Source organism: Limnohabitans curvus, assembly GCF_003063475.1.
GTDB lineage: Bacteria > Pseudomonadota > Gammaproteobacteria > Burkholderiales > Burkholderiaceae_C > Limnohabitans > Limnohabitans curvus.
Genome location: NZ_NESP01000001.1, coordinates 2,290,046 through 2,310,471, shown reverse-complemented (window position 1 = coordinate 2,310,471; position 20,426 = coordinate 2,290,046). Strand labels below are relative to the sequence as shown.

General features: G+C 55.1%; 20 protein-coding genes. All 20 read right to left on the bottom strand.

Annotation, left to right across the window (positions count from 1 at the left end):
* Positions 1–29 precede the first annotated feature (29 nt).
* Positions 30–998: a tripartite tricarboxylate transporter substrate binding protein BugD gene (locus B9Z44_RS11575; protein ID WP_108359059.1), complete on the bottom strand. Its 969-nt coding sequence runs from the start codon at positions 996–998 to the stop codon at positions 30–32.
* 127 nt (positions 999–1,125) lie between these two features.
* Positions 1,126–2,025 (bottom strand): LysR family transcriptional regulator, encoded by a 900-nt coding sequence (locus B9Z44_RS11570; protein WP_108359060.1) that lies wholly within the window; start codon positions 2,023–2,025, stop codon positions 1,126–1,128.
* Between the two features lie 82 nt (positions 2,026–2,107).
* Complete coding sequence (locus B9Z44_RS11565; RefSeq protein ID WP_108359061.1) at positions 2,108–3,235, bottom strand: zinc-dependent alcohol dehydrogenase family protein; 1,128 nt, start codon at positions 3,233–3,235, stop codon at positions 2,108–2,110.
* A gap of 24 nt (positions 3,236–3,259) precedes the next feature.
* Complete coding sequence (locus tag B9Z44_RS11560; protein ID WP_108402910.1) at positions 3,260–4,555, bottom strand: ABC transporter substrate-binding protein; 1,296 nt, start codon at positions 4,553–4,555, stop codon at positions 3,260–3,262.
* A 43-nt stretch (positions 4,556–4,598) separates the two neighbouring features.
* The gene (locus B9Z44_RS11555) at positions 4,599–5,351 is read right to left on the bottom strand and encodes an SDR family oxidoreductase (protein WP_108359062.1); all 753 of its coding nucleotides are present in this window, start codon (positions 5,349–5,351) and stop codon (positions 4,599–4,601) included.
* Positions 5,352–5,366: 15 nt separating this feature from the next.
* Positions 5,367–6,800 carry an aldehyde dehydrogenase family protein gene (locus tag B9Z44_RS11550; protein ID WP_108359063.1) on the bottom strand — a complete coding sequence of 478 codons (1,434 nt, stop codon included), beginning with the start codon at positions 6,798–6,800 and terminating at the stop codon, positions 5,367–5,369.
* 21 nt (positions 6,801–6,821) lie between these two features.
* The gene (locus B9Z44_RS11545; protein ID WP_108359064.1) at positions 6,822–7,484 is read right to left on the bottom strand and encodes an ABC transporter ATP-binding protein; all 663 of its coding nucleotides are present in this window, start codon (positions 7,482–7,484) and stop codon (positions 6,822–6,824) included.
* Positions 7,478–8,230, bottom strand: a complete 753-nt coding sequence (locus B9Z44_RS11540) for an ABC transporter ATP-binding protein (protein ID WP_108359065.1) — start codon at positions 8,228–8,230, stop codon at positions 7,478–7,480. Before B9Z44_RS11540 ends, B9Z44_RS11545 begins: the two co-directional genes overlap by 7 nt.
* Positions 8,227–9,111, bottom strand: a complete 885-nt coding sequence (locus B9Z44_RS11535) for a branched-chain amino acid ABC transporter permease (protein ID WP_245912843.1) — start codon at positions 9,109–9,111, stop codon at positions 8,227–8,229. Before B9Z44_RS11535 ends, B9Z44_RS11540 begins: the two co-directional genes overlap by 4 nt.
* A gap of 56 nt (positions 9,112–9,167) precedes the next feature.
* Positions 9,168–10,076 carry a branched-chain amino acid ABC transporter permease gene (locus B9Z44_RS11530; protein WP_108359067.1) on the bottom strand — a complete coding sequence of 303 codons (909 nt, stop codon included), beginning with the start codon at positions 10,074–10,076 and terminating at the stop codon, positions 9,168–9,170.
* Complete coding sequence (locus B9Z44_RS11525; RefSeq protein ID WP_108359068.1) at positions 10,073–10,930, bottom strand: HpcH/HpaI aldolase/citrate lyase family protein; 858 nt, start codon at positions 10,928–10,930, stop codon at positions 10,073–10,075. Before B9Z44_RS11525 ends, B9Z44_RS11530 begins: the two co-directional genes overlap by 4 nt.
* Positions 10,927–12,285, bottom strand: a complete 1,359-nt coding sequence (locus B9Z44_RS11520; RefSeq protein WP_108359069.1) for an MmgE/PrpD family protein — start codon at positions 12,283–12,285, stop codon at positions 10,927–10,929. The genes B9Z44_RS11525 and B9Z44_RS11520 overlap by 4 nt, the downstream gene beginning before the upstream one ends.
* Before the next feature lie 3 nt (positions 12,286–12,288).
* Entirely contained in the window at positions 12,289–13,470 is a 1,182-nt protein-coding gene (locus B9Z44_RS11515; RefSeq protein ID WP_170108499.1) for a CaiB/BaiF CoA transferase family protein, read from the bottom strand.
* A gap of 8 nt (positions 13,471–13,478) precedes the next feature.
* Positions 13,479–14,648 carry an acyl-CoA dehydrogenase family protein gene (locus tag B9Z44_RS11510; RefSeq protein ID WP_108359071.1) on the bottom strand — a complete coding sequence of 390 codons (1,170 nt, stop codon included), beginning with the start codon at positions 14,646–14,648 and terminating at the stop codon, positions 13,479–13,481.
* 18 nt (positions 14,649–14,666) lie between these two features.
* Entirely contained in the window at positions 14,667–15,566 is a 900-nt protein-coding gene (locus B9Z44_RS11505) for an HTD2 family dehydratase (protein ID WP_108359336.1), read from the bottom strand.
* Positions 15,567–15,645: 79 nt separating this feature from the next.
* Positions 15,646–17,151 (bottom strand): cobyric acid synthase, encoded by a 1,506-nt coding sequence (locus B9Z44_RS11500; protein WP_108359072.1) that lies wholly within the window; start codon positions 17,149–17,151, stop codon positions 15,646–15,648.
* A gap of 24 nt (positions 17,152–17,175) precedes the next feature.
* Entirely contained in the window at positions 17,176–17,745 is a 570-nt protein-coding gene (cobO, locus tag B9Z44_RS11495) for a cob(I)yrinic acid a,c-diamide adenosyltransferase (RefSeq protein WP_108359073.1), read from the bottom strand.
* A gap of 14 nt (positions 17,746–17,759) precedes the next feature.
* Complete coding sequence (locus B9Z44_RS11490; RefSeq protein WP_108402909.1) at positions 17,760–18,533, bottom strand: ABC transporter ATP-binding protein; 774 nt, start codon at positions 18,531–18,533, stop codon at positions 17,760–17,762.
* Positions 18,533–19,543 carry a FecCD family ABC transporter permease gene (locus B9Z44_RS11485; RefSeq protein ID WP_211308705.1) on the bottom strand — a complete coding sequence of 337 codons (1,011 nt, stop codon included), beginning with the start codon at positions 19,541–19,543 and terminating at the stop codon, positions 18,533–18,535. Before B9Z44_RS11485 ends, B9Z44_RS11490 begins: the two co-directional genes overlap by 1 nt.
* Entirely contained in the window at positions 19,540–20,412 is an 873-nt protein-coding gene (locus B9Z44_RS11480; RefSeq protein ID WP_370444586.1) for an ABC transporter substrate-binding protein, read from the bottom strand. The genes B9Z44_RS11485 and B9Z44_RS11480 overlap by 4 nt, the downstream gene beginning before the upstream one ends.
* Positions 20,413–20,426 lie beyond the last annotated feature (14 nt).

The following is a 20,426-nucleotide window of genomic DNA, read 5'->3' as shown; positions in this document are numbered from 1 at the left end:
CGGTGACCTTGAAATCAAGTCTTGGCGAATCAATCCGCTGAGACACCCGCTTTTCGGATGATGGGGCCCCACTTGTTGATTTCCAACTTGAGGTGATCTTTCAAACCATCGGCGGTCATCTTGTCTGCGGACGGGATGTCTGAACTCAAATCAGCCAATCGCTGCTTGATGGTGGGATCAGCCATGGCAAAGCGCATCGCTGTGTTGAGTTTTTTCAACACAGGCGCTGGCGTGCCTTTGGGCGCATACATGCCGTGCCACACCTTCACCTCAAAGCCTTTCAAGCCTTGCTCATCCAAGGTTGGCACATTGGGCAATGCAGCCAAGCGCTTGAGCGTGGTCACGCCAAACACTTTGACACGGCCGTCTTTGATCATCGGCACAGTTTGCGTCGTTTGGTCACACAAGATGTCTACTTGGCCACCCAACAAATCGTTCATGGCAGGGCCTGTGCCTTTGTAGGGGATGGTGTTGATATTCACGCCAATCGCGCTTTTGAACATCAAACCGCACAAGTTAGACACAGCACCCAAACCTGCATCGGCCAAGGACACTTTGCTTTCATTGGCTTTGATGTAGGCAATCAACTCTTGCAAGTTGTTGGCAGGAATATCTTTACGAGCCAACAGTGTCATCGGCACATCCAGCACTTGCCCGATATATTCGAAATCAGTCAGGGGGTCGAAGTTGAGCTTGTTGTAAAGCGCAGGCGCTGTCGACATGCCCATGTGGTGCAAGAAGATGGTGTAGCCGTTGGGCGTTGCACGAGCGACCTTGGTGGCACCAATCGTGCCGCCGGCACCGTTGACGTTTTCCACCACCACCGGTTGGCCCAAAGATTTGCCCATTGGAATGGCCATCATGCGAGCCACCACATCGGTGGGGCCACCTGCGGCGAAAGGCACGACCATGGTGATGGACTTGTCTGGGTAAGTTTGGGCGTGGGCCAAGCCACATGCCAAAGCACAAGCGGTCAGCAGTGTTTTGATTTTTGTCATCTCATCTCCTCTTTCTGAATTGGTACAGATGATCGCCGCATCAGCCCGCTATTCGTCCCCCTAAAAACCCGCACACGCCCTCTGAAAGAGGCTATTTTTGTCAACCAGGGGACAGGAGAGAAACACCTCAAGCTGCTTTGGGAATACTGCCCAATAAAGTTGACAAGAAATTCGTCAGGGCAAGATTTTTAGATTGCCCCTGACGCGTACAAATCAGCATTTGTCGCACGGCCCAAGGTTCGGGCAAGGGGCGGCAAACCACATCACCACTCGCAGCCTTGGACAAACCCACATCTTTGGGCAGCAAGCCAACGCCTAGCCCAGACTGAACCATTTTCAAAACAGCCTCAAAGCTGCGCACTTCAACACGCAACTTCATCGTCTTCCCTAGATTGGTCGCCTCCATCGTCAAGAGCTTCATCAAATTGGCGCTGCCCTCTAGTCCGATGAGGTCGTAGTCAAGCACGTCACTGAAACTGAAGTTGTCTTTGTGAGCCAAAGGATGGTCGCTTCGAAACAGTGCGGCCAGGTGATCGGTTCGATAGTCAAACACATCCAATCCCGCCGTGAACGCGCCCTTCATGATGATGCCCACATCGGCTTCGGCAGCAAGGATGGACTGCGTGATCTCGTTGCTCCACGCCTCGTGAACAATCAGCTTGTAATCAGGGTGGGCTTTTGAAAAAAGCGCCAAGTCTTCTGGCAAGCATTGCGCCATGGACGATGTCGAAGCCAAAACGCGCAGCACGCCTTTGTTGCCTGCCTCAAATGCGCTCATTTCCGATTGCATTTTGTTGAGGTCGACCAAAAGATCTTTGGCATAGTGCACCAGCGCAGCCCCTGCAGGGGTGAGGTGAATGCCTTTGGAGGTGCGCTCAAAAAGAATGGTTTTGAATTTGTGCTCAAGCAACGCGATGCGGCGGCTCGCAGCGCCAAGACTCATGTGCGAGACCTCGGCTGCTTTGGTGAGGCTGCCACACTCGGCAGCTTTCACAAACAACGCTAATGAATCATTATCTGGAAGCATGACTTTTCTCTACCTGTATCAGGCGTCGGCTCAACCCAATACAGACACGCCAGCCAGGCCCACGATCAAGTGCAATGCAGCATCAAAAGACAATCAAATCTCTCATCGCCTCACCCGTACTCAATCGATCAAAACCATAGTTGATCTGCTCAAGGGTCAGTCGCTCACCCATTAACTTATCGATGGGAAGTTTTCCTGCCAAGTAGAGGTCTACATAGCGAGGAATGTCTCGCTCGGGGATGCAAGAACCCACATAGCTACCTTTGACGGTTCGCTCTTCTGCGACCAAGTTTACATGTTGCAAACCCCAGGTATCGCCCGGAGGCGGCAGGCTTGCCGTGACAGTGGTTCCACCACGTCGTGTCATCCGGTAAGCGGACTCCATGGCATGCACAGAGCCTGCAAACTCAAAGGCGAAATCAACGCCGCCTTTGGTGAGCTCTTGGATTTTTTTCAACAAATCAGGATCTTTGGCATTGAATGCAGCGGTGGCACCCAGGCTCAGCGCTTGGTTCAATTTGCTTTCATGCAGATCCACCGCAATCACATGGCGCGCACCAGAAGCCAACGCGCCTAAAACGGCACAAAAACCAACGCCGCCCAAGCCAACAACAGCCGTCGAGTTGCCAGCCTTCACGCCAGCGGTGTTCACCACAGCGCCCATACCCGTCAACACAGCGCAGCCAAACAATGCAGCCTCGACCGGATCAATGTCGGCTTCAATCTTCACGCATGATCTGCGTGAAACAACCGCATGGTCAGCAAATGCAGAAACGCCCACATGGTGATGAATGGGCTTGCCACCAAACCCATACAGCCTACGCGCGCCACTGAGCAGCGTGCCTTCGGTGTTGGCTTTGGCACCAGGCTCACACAAAGCAGGACGGCCTTCCATGCACATCATGCAGTGGCCACAACTCGGCACAAAAACCAGCGCGACAAGATCACCGACTTTCAAGTCGAGAACGCCCGCACCCAATCCCACCACCTCACCGGAGGCTTCGTGGCCCAAAGCCATGGGCGTGGGCCTAGGCCTCACACCAGTAATCACAGACAAATCAGAGTGACAGAGCCCCGCAGCTTTGAGCTTGATCAGCACTTCGCCTGGACCTGGATCGCGCAGATCCAACTCTTCAATGGACAAAGGCTTTGACTCCACAAAAGGAGAACTCGCACCCACGCTGTTAAGAACTGCCGCTCTGATTTTCATAACAATTACCTTTCGTGCTTTGGCTTAGTTCGCCGAGTAAGTCTTGAGTTTTTGGTCCAACAAATCAGTCTTGATTGTCTTGACCCACTCAGGTGACTTCTGACCCACAGGTGTCGTTGCAGTATCCGCAGGAATGATCATCATCTGATCCATCACAGGGAAGGGATATTTGGCAGTCTTCTTGGTCACGCCCAACAGTTGATCTTCCAAGCCTTGACCATCCGCACGCATCTTGACAGGACGACCGTAGCCTTTGAACTCAATGGTGTGCATGGCATCGGCCACTTCTTCTGTGCTGGGCCATTTGCCGCCGTTGGTTTTCATGGCTTGCTCGTAGCCTGCCTTCAAGCCTGTGATGGCTTGAACCATGTGATACACGGAGTAGATGGGGTACGTGTCAGTTTTGGCTTTGAATTTCTGCACAAACTGCTTATGGCTTGCATCGTCTTTGGTTTCTGGATGCAAGAAGTAGTGGTCACCACGTGCGCCCACGATCACGCCATCAGGCAACGTGGCACCCAAACGCTCCAACGAACTCTCAGCCAAAGGCAACACAAATTTCGATTGCTTGAACAAGCCACGCTGTACCGATTGACGAACGAAGGTGTCAAGGTCACCGCCCCAAGAGGTCGACAAGATGACATCGGGCTTGAGCGCCGACAAACGTGAAACTTCCGTTGAGAAATCAGCCGCACCGAATTTCGGGAAGAACTCACCCACAACCTTGACATCAGGCTTCAGTGCCATCAACGTGTTGCGGAAAATTTCCCAAGAGTCACGACCCCAAGCGTAGTCTTGGTTCACCACAGCGATGGTCTTGAAGTTAGGGTTGGTCTTGAGCAGGTAAACAACCGTGGCCACCATTTCTGTGGTGGCGTTCGCTTGTGTACGCACGACGTAGCGGAACTTCTTTTCTTCCAGAAGCTTCTCAGTGCCGCAGTCCCACATCACGTTCAGAACTTTCAAGTCTTCCGCAACGGGCGCAACAATGTTGCAGTTGCCACTGGAGATGGCCGAGAACATGGTGCGCACACCTTGGTCTTGCACCACGCGGCGGTATTCGGACAAGAGCTTGTCACCACCCAAACCTTCATCAATAAAGACAGGTGAAATCTTCACGCCGGCAATGCCACCCTTGGCATTGATGTCATCGATCATGAGTTCAGCTGCCGCCTTGGCTGGCACGCCAAACACAGAGGCAGGGCCCGACAAGAACGTCGTAATGCCCACTTTGATCTCGGCTGGCTTTTGCTGCGCAAAAGTCAATCCAGACAGCATCAAGGCACTCAACAGCACCGTTGCTTTTTTCGCAATTTTCATCTTCATGATTTATCTCCTTTTATGAATGAACCACTAACCCAAATTACACAGTCCGACCACCATCCACAGGCAACTCAACGCCTGTAAAAAACTCTGCTTCTGGACTTGCCAAGAAGAGCGCTGCCGCCGCCACATCGCTTGGCAACGAGAAACGACCCAATGGAATAGAGCCTAAAAATTTGGCTCTGTTTTCTGGGGTGTCTGGCATACCCATGAACTGAGTGAACATGCCGGTCTCACCCATGACGGGGCAGATCGCATTGACACGAATTTTTTCTGGACCCAGCTCAACGGCCATCGACTTTGAAATGATGTTCACCGCGGCCTTAGAGCCGTTGTACCAAGTCAGGCCTGGACGCGGACGGATACCCGCCACCGAACCGACGTTCAAAATGACACCCCCACCGTTCTTGCGCATTTGCGGCACAGCGGCATGCGCCATGTGGAAAATTGATTTGACGTTGATGTCGTACACACGGTCAAACTCAGCTTCCGTGACTTCAAGCATCGGCTTGTTCAAATGCGTCACGCCGGCGTTATTCACCACGATGTCGGGAATACCAAATGTTTGCACCGTGTACGCCACCAGCGCGTTCACACTGTCTGCGTTAGACACGTCACAGGTGAAGGCGCTCGCAGAGGCGCCCAATTTGTCAGCCACGGCCTTCGCGGCGTCACCGCGAATGTCAGCCACGATGACTTTGGCGCCCTCTTTCACGTAAAGCTCAGCAATGCCTTCACCGAAGCCGCCGCCGGCCCCTGTCACGATGGCCACTTTGTTTTTTAATTTACCCATGTTTGTCTCCTGTTTTTATCCGTGATAGTTGATGACTGTTTTGGTTGTGCTGACTTCTTCAAGTGCCAAGAATCCTTTTTCACGACCGTGGCCGCTGCGCTTGACACCGCCAAAAGGCAGCTCAACGCCGCCGCCTGCGCCGAACGCGTTGATGTACACCTGACCTGCTTTGATTGCCTTTGACACACGTTGCTGACGACCACCGTTTTCGGTCCAAACAGCGGCCATCAAGCCAAAGTCCGTGCCATTGGCCAACGCAATGCCTTCAGCCTCGGTGTCGAACGACATGGCCGCCAAAACGGGGCCAAAGATTTCTTCTTGTGCACAACGATGGTTGGCTGGCACATTGCCCAGCAACGTGGGTGTGACGTAGTAGCCTTCTTTCGGCAGGCCTGGTGAAAGCACACCCTGAGCGACCATCTCAATGCCAGACTTCTCGGCCTCTTTCAAAAAGTACGCCACGCGATCACGCTGCGCGATATTCACAACGGGGCCGCAGTCCAAGTCCATGTCGGGCGTGCCGACTTTGATTTGGGCAAATTGCTTGGCAAGCCTCTCCATGATTTCTGGGTAAATGCTTTTTTGAACAATCAAGCGGCTGCCTGCCGTGCAGGTTTGGCCGGTATTAGCAATGATGCCGCGCGTGATGATTGGCACGGCACGGTCCAGGTCTGCATCGCCAAACACCACATGCGGTGATTTGCCACCCAGTTCGAGCACGCATTTGATGACATTCTTGGCGGCAGCCTTTTGAATCAGCACCCCAACCTCGTTCGAACCCGTGAATGAAATGAAGTTAATGCCAGGATGCTCAGACAGTGCAGCGCCCGCCTCTTCGCCCAAACCGGTCACGATGTTGATGGCGCCGTCAGGGAAGCCAACATCTCTGGCCAGTTCCGCCACACGAATGGGGGTCAAGCACGCATCTTCAGCGGGCTTCACAACGACCGCATTGCCCATGGCCAATGCAGGTGCGATGCTTCGGCCCAACATTTGTGCTGGGTAATTCCAAGGAATGATGTGTGCCGTCACGCCCAGTGGCTCACGCAACACGTTGACGGTGTAACCATCCAGAAATGGCAACACCAAACCGTGAATCTTGTCCGCCCCTGAACCATAAAACTCAAAGTAACGCGCCAAAACAGTGATGTCTGTTTTAGCCGTCGTCATCGGCTTGCCCGTATCACGGGCTTCCAGCGCGGCGAGTTCGGCGTGATGCTCAAGCACCTTCTCGCCCAACTTCATGAGCAAACGACCGCGCTCAAGCGCTGTCATTTTTCCCCAGGCAGAATCCAACGCCTTGTTCGCGGCATTCACAGCCAAATCGACATCGGCCTTTTCGCCTCTAGGAATTTCTTCGAATTTTTGACCATCGACGGGTGAAAGAACATCTAACACCTTGCCGGACAGTGCATTGACAGACTGTCCATTGATAAACATTTTTGTCATGGGGTTTGCCTCAAACTTTCTTTAGTGAATGGCTTCAACAAATGAGCCGCGCTCAATCGTCAAAATTTGGTTAGGAATATCGGTCAACAAGGCCGAGTTGGATTCGGTGATGACCACGGATAGATCTGGACGGCTCGTGCGCAGTCGCCCCAGTGCCTCTGAATATTGAAGTGCCAGCGCAGGTGCCAAGCCTTGAAATGGCTCATCCAACAACACAATGGCGCTGCCCACCATCAAGGCACGCCCCAGCGCCACCATCTTGCCTTGACCACCAGACAAGGCTGCACCCGATCTTGCGAGCATGGGCTTCAATTGCGGCACAACATCCAAGACATGCGCGAGTCGTTCCTCAACCTCTTGGCTTGATAACTCAAGAATTTCGCAAGGGAGTTCTAGGTTTTCTTGAACCGACAGCGTTGGAAAGATCACGCGGTCTTCGGGTGCATAACCGATACCGAGGCTGGTGCGCAAATGCGCCGCAGAGCGCATCAAGTTGTGTTCATCCAAATGCATCTCGCCCGAGGTGGCGGGGATGAGGCCCATGATGCTGCGCAACAAGGTGGTCTTACCCGCGCCATTGCGACCCACGATCGCAATGGTCGTCCCTGCGTGAATGTCTAAGGACAAAGACCGCAGGATGGGAGACCCGGCAAGCGACACGCACAAGTTTTCAATTTTTAGCATGTCAAATCTCCTAAAACTTCTTTTCGGACTTGGAGATTTTTCAGCACCTCATCGGGAGAGCCATCGGCTGCAATCTTTCCTGAAATCCAAGCGGCCACACGCGTTGCATATTTCGAAACGATGTCGACATCGTGCTCAACAAACCAACTGGTGACTTTGCGTTCCTCTAGGGCTTGCATCACCAAGGCCATCAAATCGTGCTTGTCTTCGGACGAGACACCGCTGGTGGGTTCATCCATGATGATGAGCTTGGGGCGCAACATGAGCGCCATGGCCACATCCAACAGCTTTTTATGGCCTTCGGGCAACGCGCCTGCGATTTCGTTTGCTTTGTCACGAAGCCCGACCAGCTCCATCGTTTCAATGATTTCATGGCGATCCACAGATGCCGACAATGATTTCAAAATCGATAGGTTGCCATTTCTAGCAGCCGCAGCAATTTCCAAGCACTCTTGCACTGTGTGTTCAACAAACAATTGGGGGAGCTGAAACGAGCGTCCGAGTCCCAGACGAACAATGCTTCTTGGCGTTTTGCCCGTGATGTCGGTGCCATTGAAAAATATCTGTCCAGAGGTCGGCTTGAGGTAGCCCGTACAAATGTTGATGAACGTGGTTTTTCCTGCACCGTTTTGGCCAATCACTGCCAAACGCTCACCTTCGTTGAGTTCAAAATTGATGTGGTCAGCCGCGATGACGCCACCGAACGCCAGATTGACATCCTTTGCCAGCAAGATTGGACGACTCATACTTGCGCTCCCTTTTTTTCTTTTCGCTTCTCAAGCGCACCAATGATTCCATCGGGTGCAACCACAATCACGACCAACAGCGTGAACCCCAACAGCAGTTGCCACACACCCGCCATGTAGGCCGACGCGGTGAGCTTGACGGCTTCAAAAATGGCAGCCCCCACGAACGCACCGAGTGAATGGCTCACGCCACCCAAAATCGTGATGAACACCAGCTCTCCTGAGCGGGTCCACGAACCGATGTCGGGCGTCACCAAACCTTGCGCCAGCGCAAAAATGGCACCTGACAAACTGACAAACAAACCAGAAATCACGTAGCCAACCCACAGCACGCGGTGGGCGGAGAGCCCCAAATACTCAAGTCGTGTCTCGTTGCTCTTGAGGCCTAACAACGCCTCACCCGATCCAGATTTGATGAACCGTTGGTAGAACCATCCAGCAAGCAGCGACATGACCAAGGTGAACACCAGCAGAATGGTTTCAAACTCGTTGCGCTCCGTCACAAAGCCCAAGAAGGCTGGACGGTCCACACGGATTCCGTCGGTCCCGCCGGTGAGTGAATACAACTTGCCCAACAAGGCCACGATCACCATGCTGACCGCGAGGTTCAGCATGCCAAAAAAGATACCGCGATAGCGCACGATGAACAAGCCTGTCACTGCGGCAAACAGCGTGGAGATGACCGTGCCCGCCAAGATCAACACCAGCCCATCAGCGGCAGGGAACGCTTTGGCAACAAATGCAACAGCGTAAGCCGCAACACAAGCAAACATGGCATGGCCAAAAGAAACCTGGCCAGACCTTGCTGGCAAAGCAACGCCTAAAGACGCAAGCCCGTAACAAAGCCCCAAGATGACGATTGTTTTAGACCAAGGGAACATGAGCCCCAAAGCAAGCACAACGCATGCGAGAACGAAGGAAATTAAACCGAATTTCATCAAATTCTCCGAGATTGCGCGACGGTGAAAAGCCCGTTTGGACGCACCAGTAAAACGACCAGCATGATGATGTAAGGCATGGCCACTTCAAACTCAGGCGCGATGTACACCGCGATCGATCGCGCCATACCGATCATGAGTGACGTGATCAAAGCCCCCGTGATTTGCCCCAGACCTGCGGTGGCCACCACCGTGAAGGACACAACGATCATTTCGGCGCCAATCCCTGGCGACAACGACGAAACCGGTACAGCCAATGCACCACCCAGTGCGCCAAAAATCGCGCCCAAGACGAACACCAAGGTGGCGATTTTTTTAACGTTGACACCCATAGCGGTGGCCACCTCACGGTGATGCGTGATCGCCACCGTTTGTTTTCCTAAAGAAGTTTTCTTGAGAAAAAAGTTCAGACCGAAATAGCTGACCAATGCAATGCCAGGAATGACGAGCACTTGATAAACCGTGTAAGTCACGTCAAAAAATTCAACCGTCCCCAGCCGCGTCACAAGCTCGCCCGCTGAATACGGCGATGTGCCCCAAATGAGTTTTTGCACATCTTCAAAAATCACAAAAGCCGCGAATGTCACCAGCAACTGAATGACGGGGTCTTTCTTTTGGAAATACCGCAGAAGCGCCACTTCCAAGATCAAGCCAACCACAACGCCCACCACAATGGCAGCGGTGAGCAACGACAAGAACAAGACAGGCGTCGAGGCGAAGTCATGTCGCATCACAAAGCTGGTGATGCTTGCAGCGGAATAGCCACCAAACGCATACAAGCTGCCATGTGCGATGTTCAGAACGCCCAAAACACCAAAAATCAGCGTCAACCCAAGGGACACTAAGAAAAGCAAACCAGCATAAGAAATGCCGTCTGCCACGCCCAGTAATAGTGTGTCTAAATTCATTGAATACCTGCTTGTTGAAGTACGAGTTTGGCCATGAGGACCACCGGACGATCCACCATTTTTCCGTCCAGTTGCACGGCGCCGCCAGCGGCATTGGCATCGGCCAGCACAATGGCTTTGGCTTTTTCTATGTCAGCGTCTGAGGGACGAAAGCCTGCAATGACTGGGTCCACTTGTGCGGGATGGATGCAAAGTTTTGCAGTGAAGCCCAGTCGCTTGCCCCGGGCAATGTCACCTTGGATGATCTGATCCGATGTCAGGCTGACGGTGACGCCATCAATGGGCGCTGCAAGTTCAAACAAGCGGCTCATCACTGTCATCTGGTAGCGCAAGGGAAGAAGCTCCAGCTCGTCAGCGCCGCACGCCATGCCTAAGTTGGCCTGCAAATCGATGTTCCCCAATGTCAGCCGAACCACCGAGGGGTGTGAGGCGATGTCTTTCATTTGATCAATGCCATGCGCACTTTCGATCATCGGAATGATCCAAACGGGGCGCTGCAATTTGCTCTCGATCTCAGCCAGTTGCGCCTTGGATTCAGCCTTGGGCAGAAGTACGGCGTTGATGCCTAACTTTTTCACCAGCTCAAGGTCTTCATGGAAAAAGGGCGTGCCGTAGGCGTTGATGCGCAACACGATGCGGCTCGAAAATTCTTTGAGTAAATCAGGCAGCGCTTTCAACAGCATGTGGCGCGCGTCCTGCTTTTGCGCCAGAGGCACCGCATCTTCCAGGTCAATGATGACCGCGTGCGCATGGGTTGCCAGCGCTTTGGAAAATCGCTCGGGGCGATTGCCCGGAACAAAGAGGAAGGCTTGCGCACTGCTCAACGCGTCCTTCAGTCGTTTGAAGGCGGTCATGGCAGAAGCGCCCCCACTTGTTGGGCCGACTCGATGTGCCAAAGCGCATCTATGGCCTGCTTGAGTTCATCACGGGTGGCACCGTGTGAGTACACGCCAATGCGCATGGCTTTTTCTTCAATCTCATCACGCGACAGCGTATTGCCAGGATCACCTTTGGGTTCATCGACGCGGCCTGCAAAGACGTGTCCAGCGTTTGTTTCGACCGTGACTTTGCCAATCCAACGGTTGGGGTAAGCGGCATCGACCTCGTCGTCTAAAACCATGACAACCCGATCTCTGAGATCGGTGATTTCTGGCTTTTTGAAGTCTTGGTCAAACTCACTCAATCCGGCAAAACCATGTTTTGCGGCAAGGGACAACACGGTGCCCATTGAAAACTTGGATTGATGCACGGTGGCAGGATCAACGACAGGGCCAAGCACATCGATTGCACCTTGGTGCACGTGCGTCGTGACTTTCTTCAAATCGCTGATGGTCAGATGGTGGTCACGCATCACTTGCAGCAACGCATCTGCCGCAGGGTGTGTGTGGCGGCAAGAGGCATGACACTTGAACGATGTTTCAACCGTGGCCCATCGGCTGCCGAGTCGGTCTGTGAGCTTGGTCACGTCCGTATCGGTGGACATGCCCGCAGCCATGCCTTGCTTGCCTTCGAGAATTTGCTGCGCGCCCGTGAAGCCATCTTTGGCCAAATAGGCCGACATCAAGCCCGTGCCAGCCGCATGCGCCGTGTGCAGTTGTTTTGAATCGGCGGCATCGCGCAAAAATTCCCACAAACCAGCGGCTTGCGTGCCGGCCGATCCAAACGCATGCAGCATTTGACTGGGCGTTAAATTGAGCAGGCGCCCCACAGCCGCTGCCGCCGCAATGCTGCCAGCGGTTCCTGTGGTGTGAAAAATTCTGTAGTGTGAGCGGCCCAAAAACTCGCCCACTCGGATGCCCACTTCGTAACCCACGATGGATGCCACGAGCAAGTCTTGCCCAGAGGCACCCATGGCTTGGGCCACGGCCACAGCGGGTGAAAAGACGACGGTTGCCGGATGAAAAACGGATCCGTTGTGAACGTCGTCTTGCTCCACCACATGCGATGCCGCCGCGTTGGCCATGGCGGCAAAGTAAGGCGTGCTGCGTTTGCGGTTGTAAAGAATTTCTGATGGACCGGTACTAGGCCCCATTCTTTCAATGAATGTGCCAATGGTTTCAACAGCACGCGCGCCTTTTCCAGCAACCGCAGAGCCAAACCAATCCACCAACAGGTCTTCTGTTTTGCGCAAAACATGAGGCGGAATGTCACGGGCTTGCAGCTGCGCGGCAAACGTTGCGAGCTGTTGGCTTGGGAAAGTTTTGTCCATGGCTTAGATCGCTCCGACTTGTTTCATCTCAGCAATGACCGAGGCACTGAGCCCCAGCTCTTTGAGGATCGTTTCTGTGTGCTGCCCAACCGCGGGGATGGCATCCATTCGGTAGGTGTACTCGTTGTTCACGCCCGGCGGCAAGAGCGCAGGCACGTCCCCCACGGGAGACTCAACGTATTGCCAACGATGGCGCGCACCCAGTTGGGGGTGGTCCCAAACGTCTTTCATCTCATTCATGCGCGCATTGGCGATCTTGGCGTCATCCAACCGAGCTTCGACTTCCGTGATGCTGAGCGTTTGAAAGCATGCATCAATGATGGCTTTCAGCGCGGTCCTGCCTTCATGGCGCTTGGTGTTGCTGTTGAAACGCGCATCGGTTGCCAGCGCCGAGTTCAGCAACACCTTCTCGCAAAAGACTTGCCACTCGCGCTCGTTTTGAAGACCCAAAATAACGGTTGCACCGCCCCCCACGGGGAATGGACCATACGGATAAATGGTGGCGTGCGATGCGCCGGATCTGGCAGGCGGTTCGGCACCGTTGAAGGCGTAGTAAAGAGGAAAGCTCATCCACTCACCCAAAGCTTCGAGCATGGAGACATCAATGTGTGAGCCATGGCCTGTTTTTTCGCGCAACAACAAGGCAGAAAGAATGTTGGTGTAGGCGTACATGCCAGCCGCGATGTCTGCAATGGAACACCCAGCTTTTGAGGGACTGTCTGGGGTGCCTGTGACAGATAAAAACCCCGCCTCGCTTTGAATCAACAGGTCGTATGCTTTTTTGTCGCGGTACGGCCCGTAATTGCCGTAGCCAGAGATATCGCACACGATCAAGCGTGGGTTGATTTTTTTCAAATCTTCTGCAGACAAGCCCAGCCTTGCGGTGGCACCGGGCGCCAGGTTCTGGACAAACACGTCCGCTGTTTGAAGCAACTTCAAGAGCGCGTCCATCGCTTGTCCGTGCTTGATGTCTAACGTCAAACTTTCTTTGGACCGATTGGTCCAAGTGAAGTGCGAAGACATGCCGTTCACGCGCTGGTCATACCCTCTGGCGAAATCGCCCACTTCGGGTCTTTCAACTTTGATGACACGCGCCCCCAAATCTGCGAGCTGTCGTGTGCAAAACGGTGCGGCAATGGCGTGCTCTAAAGACACGACGGTGATGTGATCGAGAGGTCGTTTCATGTTGCGGCTCAAAACGAACGCGGCAGTCCGAGCAAATGCTCTGCCACATAGGAATAAATCAGATTTGTGGAAATGGGTGCCACTTGGTACAAGCGCGTCTCGCGGAACTTGCGCTCCACGTCGTACTCGCACGCAAAGCCAAAACCACCATGGGTTTGCAAACAAACATTGGCTGCTTCCCACGACGCTTTGGCTGCCAGGTACTTGGCCATGTTGGCCTCTGCGCCGCAAGGTTTGCCGGCATCAAACAACTCGCAGGCTTTGAAGCGCATGAGGTTGGCAGCTTCGGTTTCGATGTAACTGTCTGCGATGGGAAATTGAATGCCTTGGTTTTGCCCAATCGCGCGACCAAACACGGTGCGGTCGGTGGCGTAGCGACGGGCGCGCTCGATGAACCAATACGCGTCGCCAATGCACTCGGCGGCGATCAAGGTGCGTTCAGCGTTCAGGCCATCCAAGATGTATTTGAAGCCCTTGCCTTCTTCGCCAATCAAATTCTCGACAGGGATTTCAAGGTTGTCGAAAAACACTTCGTTGGTTTCGTGGTTCACCATGTTGCGAATGGGCTTGACGGTCATGCCGTTGCCAATCGCCTGCTTCAAATCCACGATGAAGATCGACATGCCTTCACTCTTGCGCGTCACATCTGCGAGCGGTGTGGTGCGTGCCAGCAAAATCATCAAGTCGGAATGTTGAATGCGTGAAATCCAAACTTTTTGGCCATTCACCACATAACGGTCGCCCTTTTTCACGGCCGTGGTTTTGAGTTGTGTGGTGTCCGTCCCTGTGGTGGGCTCGGTCACGGCCATGGACTGCAAACGCAATTCGCCCGTCGCAATCTTGGGCAAGTACAACTCTTTTTGCACTTGGGAGCCATGGCGCAACAGCGTGCCCATGTTGTACATCTGCCCGTGGCATGAGCCTGCATTGCCACCCGCGAAGTTGATCTCTTCCATGATGACCGAAGCTTCGGCCAGCCCCAACCCCGAACCGCCGTACTCGGCAGGAATCAAGGCAGCCAGCCAGCCGGCTTCAGTGAGTGCGTTGACAAACGCTTCGGGGTAGCCCCGCTCGTCGTCTACTTTTTGCCAGTACGCAGAATCAAAACTGCCGCACATGGCGCGCAGTGCTTCGCGCAATTCTTGATGCGCATCGGGGGTAGGGATTTGGGTTTTCATCAAGATTTCAAAATTAAATTAAGCAAGCTCAGCCGTGGCTTGCATGGTCAGCCAGCCTTCATGGTCTTGTGCCCACAAACGCACGTGTTTGCCATCCACTTGTGGCTGACCACTGACGCGCACATGGCGTTGGTCGGCACATTCAAACGTGGGACGCAATGCTTTGAACTCAAAGCGTCGGATCGGACGGTCGGTATGTCGGCGCACCAAATCAACCAACCACGTGGCAATCAAGGGGCCATGAACAATGAGGCCGGGATAGCCTTCGACCTGAGTCACGTATTTGCGGTCGTAATGAATGCGGTGGCCGTTGAAGGTGAGCGCTGAGTAGCGAAACAGCAGCACATCATCTGGAATGACATCACGTGTCCATAACTCACCCGTGGGCTCGCCTTGCGTTGCCAGAGTTGCCGCCGCAATGGGCGCGGGCACCGGGTCACCGGGCTGGGCGGCAGGCCGATACACAATGTCGTGCTCTTCTGTCAGGCACAAACCTTGCGCGTTGTGCACTTCATGTTTGACGAGGACAAAAAGCAAATCGCCGGAGCGGCCCGATTTGTGTGTGACGGACTCAATGGTGGACACGCGTTTGACGGCATCGCCCACTTTCAGCGGAGCGTGCCATTGCAAACGCCCACCTGCCCACATGCGACGCGGCAAGGGCACGGGCGGTAAAAAACCGCCCCGCTTGGCATGACCATCTTCACCAATTTGAGACTGCTTCGCAGCAGGCAAAAAGTACAACCAATGCCACAGCGCAGGAAGCGCATCCCCAGGCATGGGCAATGGGTCATCTCTGTCTAAGGTTGCGGACAAGGCACGCACAGGGGCCGCAGAGATTTCATCATTCAATGTCTCTTGCTTGCCGACCCATGTCGTTAGCAAATTCATGTCGAGCTTTGTTGTCATGGCCGCCATCATTACGGCAAAACCAACAAAGGGGAATCTCGATTTGTATAAGCTTCCCTTGTGCTTTTTTGAAATCTAGGGTTAGCCCTTAATTCCTTAGTGACACGAGCAGCCCCTGCAAAACCTCTCGGCGCATGTGTTGGTCTAGGTAATCGGCCAAGCCTTCAAACACCGTTTCTAACGTGGGCGTTTGCGCGCCAAACAAAGCGTGCAACACCGCAGGGTCTTCGAACAAACCATGCAGGTAAGAACCCATCACGTTGCCTGCATCGTTTTGCCACGACAAACCGGGCATCACCTCATGTGCCACCTGCCCTGCTGCAGCCATGGCGGCGTGAGCTTGGGTTTGGCCGTGGTGAATTTCGTAGCCACTCACTTGCACGCCCGACAAGGCAGACCATGCACCGCGCAACTCACCAAACTTGGCGCGGGTGCGTTGCACGGTTTTGTCAGCCGCGAATTGCGTGACCACGGGCAACAGCCCTAGGCCCGCTGCATTGCCGTCAATGCCGTGTGTGTCAATCAAGGCCTCGCCCAACATTTGCAAACCACCGCAAATGCCCAGCACGGCACCGCCCTGCTCGGCGTGTTTGGCAATGGCCGCGTCTAAGCCTTGCGCGCGCAGCCAAGCCAGGTCGCTGCTGGTGTGTTTTGAGCCGGGCAAGATTACCCAATCGCTCACCTGCAAGCCCACTAAGTCAGCAGGGCTGCGCGCCCACAGCAAGCGCACACCTGGCACGTTTTTGAGCGGCTGAAACTCATCCAAGTTGCTGATGCGCGGATAGGCGATGACGGCCACTGTGCGGGAACGCACCCCCTCGGGGGACAGCGAGGACACGGCAGTGCCGAGCGTGGGGCCGTAGTGAAACACACCATCTTCTTCCGGCAAGCCGTGCTGCCACCACATGGGCAACACCGCCACGGTGGGCACGCCGGTGAGGTCTTGCAGCATCTGGGGCGCGGGTGCGAGCAACGACGCGTCGCCCCGAAACTTGTTGAGCACAAAGCCGCTGATGCGTGCTTGATCTTCAGGAGGCAACAAAGCCCATGTGCCGTACAAGTGGGCAAACGCGCCACCTTTGTCAATGTCGGTCACCAACAAGCAGCGCGCATCGGCATGACGCGCCACGCGCAGGTTGACGATGTCGTTGGCCATGAGGTTGATCTCGGCGGGAGAGCCTGCACCTTCGATCACCACCACGTCATTTTCGACACGCAAAGCGTCAAGCGATGCGGCGATTTGTGGCCACACTTTTTCGCTTCGGCCACGCCAAGGGGTGTTCGTTAGCTCGTTGTTCACCTCACCCAGCAACACCACTTGGCTGTGTGTGTCAGCCTCGGGTTTGAGCAGCAAAGGGTTCATGCGCACATCGGGCTCGGCCTTGGCCGCGAGCGCTTGGAAGTATTGGGCAGACCCTACTTCACCCAGCCCGTTGTGCGAGGCCACCACGCGCGCGTTGTTGCTCATGTTCTGCGCTTTGAACGGCGCCACTTTCAAGCCTTGGCGCGCATACCAGCGGCACAAGGCCGTGGTCAACCAGCTTTTGCCAGCACCGCTGGAGGTGCCCAGCACCATCACACATTTGGCGGTCATGGATACGTTCCTTTTGCGTTTAATTTAGTCTTCGATGCCGCGCTGTGCGGGAATGCCTGCATTGAAGGCGTGTTTGATTTTGGTCATTTCGGTCACGGTATCGGCCAGCGCAATCAGCTCTGGTGGGCAACGTCTACCGGTCATGCACACATGCACGTCCTTGGGTCGCGCCGCTAGGGTGGCCAACACATCGGCCAACGACAACCAGCCGTAAATCAGTGGGTAGGTGATTTCATCCAGCACCACCAAGAAAAAGTCGCCACTCAAGATGGTGGCCTTGGCTTTTTGCCAACCGTCACGGGCAAGCTGTGCGGAATGTTCGAGGTCTTTGCTTTTCCAGCTGAAGCCATCGCCCAAGCCTTCGACAGGAATACCCAATTGTTCAAACATGCGGTGCTCACCAAAGCGTGCCGTGGGTACTTTCATGAACTGGTAAATCTTCACCGCTTTGCCACGCCCATGCGCGCGCAGGGCCAAACCAAACGCCGCAGTGCTTTTGCCTTTGCCATCGCCCGTGTTGACGATGAGCAAGCCGCGTCGATCGGCTTGCGGCGTGACACGCGCGTAATTAACGGGAGGTTGTTCAATGTCCACGCGCTGTGCTCTTGTTAAAGCTTAGGCACGGCCACCCACTGGCCATCCAGCGAGTGAATGGCAATGCGTTTGTCAAACACGGCTTCGACGGCACGGTGTGTGGCGGCATCGGCGCACGCACCTTGGTGCACCACGCGGCCTGCTTGCATGACCACCATGTCGTCTGCATGCAAAGCCATGCCCACTTCGTGCAGCACGCTGATGACGGTGGTGTTTTGCGCAGTCAAGCAGCGCACTTGCTCTAGCCAATCCACTTGGTGGGGTGGGTCTAAGTTGGCAAGTGGCTCGTCCATCAACATCACTTGCGCTTGCACGGCCATGGCACGGGCCAGCAACACGCGTTGACGTTCACCGCCTGAGAGCTGGCCAATCGAACGCTCGCGCCAATCCCACGCTTGTGTAGCTTTCAACGCGGTTTCTACCACGGCATGGTCATGGGCATTGGGTGCTGCCAACCAGTCTTGGTGCGGCATACGACCCAACATGACCACGTCCCACACACGCAAGTCGTCAGAGGTTGATTCGTTTTGACCTAACCATGACAGTTGCTGCGCGCGCTGCTTGCGGTCCATGGCCATCAACTCTTGGTCAAACAAAAAGATGCGGCCACGGACGGGAAGCAAGCCCGCCATGACCTTGAGCAAAGTGGATTTGCCAGCACCGTTGGGGCCAACGATGCTGGTCCAGCGGCCTGCCACAAACGACAGATCGATGCCATGCAACACCGCTTGCCCAGCAAGAGACACATGCACATCGCGCAATTGCAAAGCCATCAGCGGTGTATGCATCATGCAGCCCTCGCCGTTTGACTGCGGTACATCAGCCAGAGCAAATAACCACCGCCCAACACCGCAGTGAGCACGCCCACGGGCATCTCTTGGGGCGACAACAGCATGCGGGCGAGCAGGTCAGCTGCCAGCAACAACGCGCCGCCCATCAAGGCGGACAACAACACGACCCAGTTGTGTTTTGTCTTCACCAGAGAGCGCACCAAGTGCGGCGCAGCCAAGCCGACAAACGCCACCAAGCCCGTTTGTGCCACCGCTGTGCCGGTAGCCAACGCCAACACACACACCAGCGCCACACGCACGGGCGCGAGCGGCAAGCCCAAACTCAACGCAGTGGACTCACCCAAACTCAAAGCGTCCAACACGCGGCTCAGCGCGAAGGCCAACACCACGCACACCAGCAACACGCCCAGCATCAACACGCAAGCGTTCCAACCGATGAAACTGGTGGAGCCCAACAAAAACCCTTGCATGCCTTGCAACACATCTGGGCGCATGAGGGTGATGAGTGACGCCAACGCACCCAACACCACACCCACAATCACACCCGCCAACAACAAACGCAGCGTGTGCTGCACGCCACGCGCCAACACCAGCGTGAGCATCACGGCCAACACTGCGCCTACAAACGCTGCGCCTGTTAACCCCAGGCGTACCAAAAATTCTGTGGCAAACGGGTTGCCACCAAACAGGGCCAAAGCCACCGCCACGCCCAACGATGCACCAGAGGCACTGCCTAACAAATACGGATCTGCCAAGGGATTGCGAAACAAGCCCTGCGCCAACGCGCCTGCAAGCCCCAGCAATGCACCTGCGGCGCAAGCGCCTACGCTGCGCGGCAAACGGATGTCCCACACGATTTGCCAAGCCGTGTCGTCGTGCATGGCGCTGAGCCAACTCTCGAACCCTGTGCTGCCTACGGCACTGCCTAAAGCAATGCCGAGCACGCACAACACCAGCAAGCTCAAAGCCACCAGCATAGGGGACCAACGCGCACCGTGCGTCGTCATGGTTGGCCTTTCTCAGTCAAGCATTTCGCCATCAAACGCGCGGCCTCGGCCATGCGCGGGCCCGCACGCACCAACACATCGGATTCTTCTGACTTGAAATGACACACACGTTGCGTGCGCATAGCCCGCATGTTCTGCCAGCCAGGGCGCGTGGCCATGTCGGCAAAGTTGCTGTCGCCCACCATGATGATGTCAGGCTGCGCACGCACCACAAACTCAGGATTGATTTTGGGAAAGGGGCCGAGCGATGCAGGCAAGATGTTGCGCGCGCCTAAGCGCTGCAAGGTCTCACCAATGAACGACGATTCGCTGGCACCATAAGGCGCACGGCTGACTTCAAAGTACACACGCTGGCCTTTGGCCTGCGCTGGAATAGATTGTGCGGCTGCATTCACAGCCGCATCGATGTGACGCCACACGCGGTCACTCTCAGCCACCGGCACATCCAAAGCCTGGGCCACGATGCGCATGACGCGCTGCACATCGGCATGCGAGCGAGGCTCCAACGCTAACACCGTCAAACCCAAAGAAGTAAAGCGCTCTGCACCACGCGCCGAGGTGGCCATCAACACCAAGTCGGGCTTAGCCGCCACCACGCTTTCAATATTAGGGTCGATGCCGCCGCCCATGCGCGGCAACTTGGCAATGCTCTCGGGCCAATTGGAATAACGGTCCACGCCCACCAGTTTTTCGCACTGCCCCAAAGCACACACTGTCTCGGTGAGTGAGGGCAACAGGCTGACGATGCGTTGCGGTGGCTTGGTAATGGTCACCTCTATCTGGCGGTCATCGCGGAGCATCACGGCTTGCGCGAGGCAGGTGAAACTGGTGATGACCATAAGGAACCACCGCACGCACCATACAGCCATGCGCTCGTTCGGCG

Bases quoted from the DNA above. Each gene is read 5' to 3' on its own strand.
- B9Z44_RS11515 (WP_170108499.1), bottom strand. From the start codon at position 13,470: ATGAAACGACCTCTCGATCACATCACCGTCGTGTCTTTAGAGCACGCC.
- B9Z44_RS11500 (WP_108359072.1), bottom strand. From the start codon at position 17,151: ATGACCGCCAAATGTGTGATGGTGCTGGGCACCTCCAGCGGTGCTGGC.
- B9Z44_RS11520 (WP_108359069.1), bottom strand. From the start codon at position 12,285: ATGGACAAAACTTTCCCAAGCCAACAGCTCGCAACGTTTGCCGCGCAG.
- B9Z44_RS11565 (WP_108359061.1), bottom strand. From the start codon at position 3,235: ATGAAAATCAGAGCGGCAGTTCTTAACAGCGTGGGTGCGAGTTCTCCT.
- B9Z44_RS11480 (WP_370444586.1), bottom strand. From the start codon at position 20,412: ATGGCTGTATGGTGCGTGCGGTGGTTCCTTATGGTCATCACCAGTTTC.
- B9Z44_RS11555 (WP_108359062.1), bottom strand. From the start codon at position 5,351: ATGGGTAAATTAAAAAACAAAGTGGCCATCGTGACAGGGGCCGGCGGC.
- B9Z44_RS11575 (WP_108359059.1), bottom strand. From the start codon at position 998: ATGACAAAAATCAAAACACTGCTGACCGCTTGTGCTTTGGCATGTGGC.
- B9Z44_RS11560 (WP_108402910.1), bottom strand. From the start codon at position 4,555: ATGAAAATTGCGAAAAAAGCAACGGTGCTGTTGAGTGCCTTGATGCTG.
- B9Z44_RS11505 (WP_108359336.1), bottom strand. From the start codon at position 15,566: ATGGCGGCCATGACAACAAAGCTCGACATGAATTTGCTAACGACATGG.
- B9Z44_RS11490 (WP_108402909.1), bottom strand. From the start codon at position 18,533: ATGCATACACCGCTGATGGCTTTGCAATTGCGCGATGTGCATGTGTCT.
- B9Z44_RS11530 (WP_108359067.1), bottom strand. From the start codon at position 10,076: ATGAATTTAGACACACTATTACTGGGCGTGGCAGACGGCATTTCTTAT.
- B9Z44_RS11550 (WP_108359063.1), bottom strand. From the start codon at position 6,800: ATGACAAAAATGTTTATCAATGGACAGTCTGTCAATGCACTGTCCGGC.
- B9Z44_RS11540 (WP_108359065.1), bottom strand. From the start codon at position 8,230: ATGAGTCGTCCAATCTTGCTGGCAAAGGATGTCAATCTGGCGTTCGGT.
- B9Z44_RS11510 (WP_108359071.1), bottom strand. From the start codon at position 14,648: ATGAAAACCCAAATCCCTACCCCCGATGCGCATCAAGAATTGCGCGAA.
- B9Z44_RS11485 (WP_211308705.1), bottom strand. From the start codon at position 19,543: ATGACGACGCACGGTGCGCGTTGGTCCCCTATGCTGGTGGCTTTGAGC.
- B9Z44_RS11570 (WP_108359060.1), bottom strand. From the start codon at position 2,025: ATGCTTCCAGATAATGATTCATTAGCGTTGTTTGTGAAAGCTGCCGAG.
- B9Z44_RS11535 (WP_245912843.1), bottom strand. From the start codon at position 9,111: ATGTTCCCTTGGTCTAAAACAATCGTCATCTTGGGGCTTTGTTACGGG.
- B9Z44_RS11545 (WP_108359064.1), bottom strand. From the start codon at position 7,484: ATGCTAAAAATTGAAAACTTGTGCGTGTCGCTTGCCGGGTCTCCCATC.
- B9Z44_RS11525 (WP_108359068.1), bottom strand. From the start codon at position 10,930: ATGACCGCCTTCAAACGACTGAAGGACGCGTTGAGCAGTGCGCAAGCC.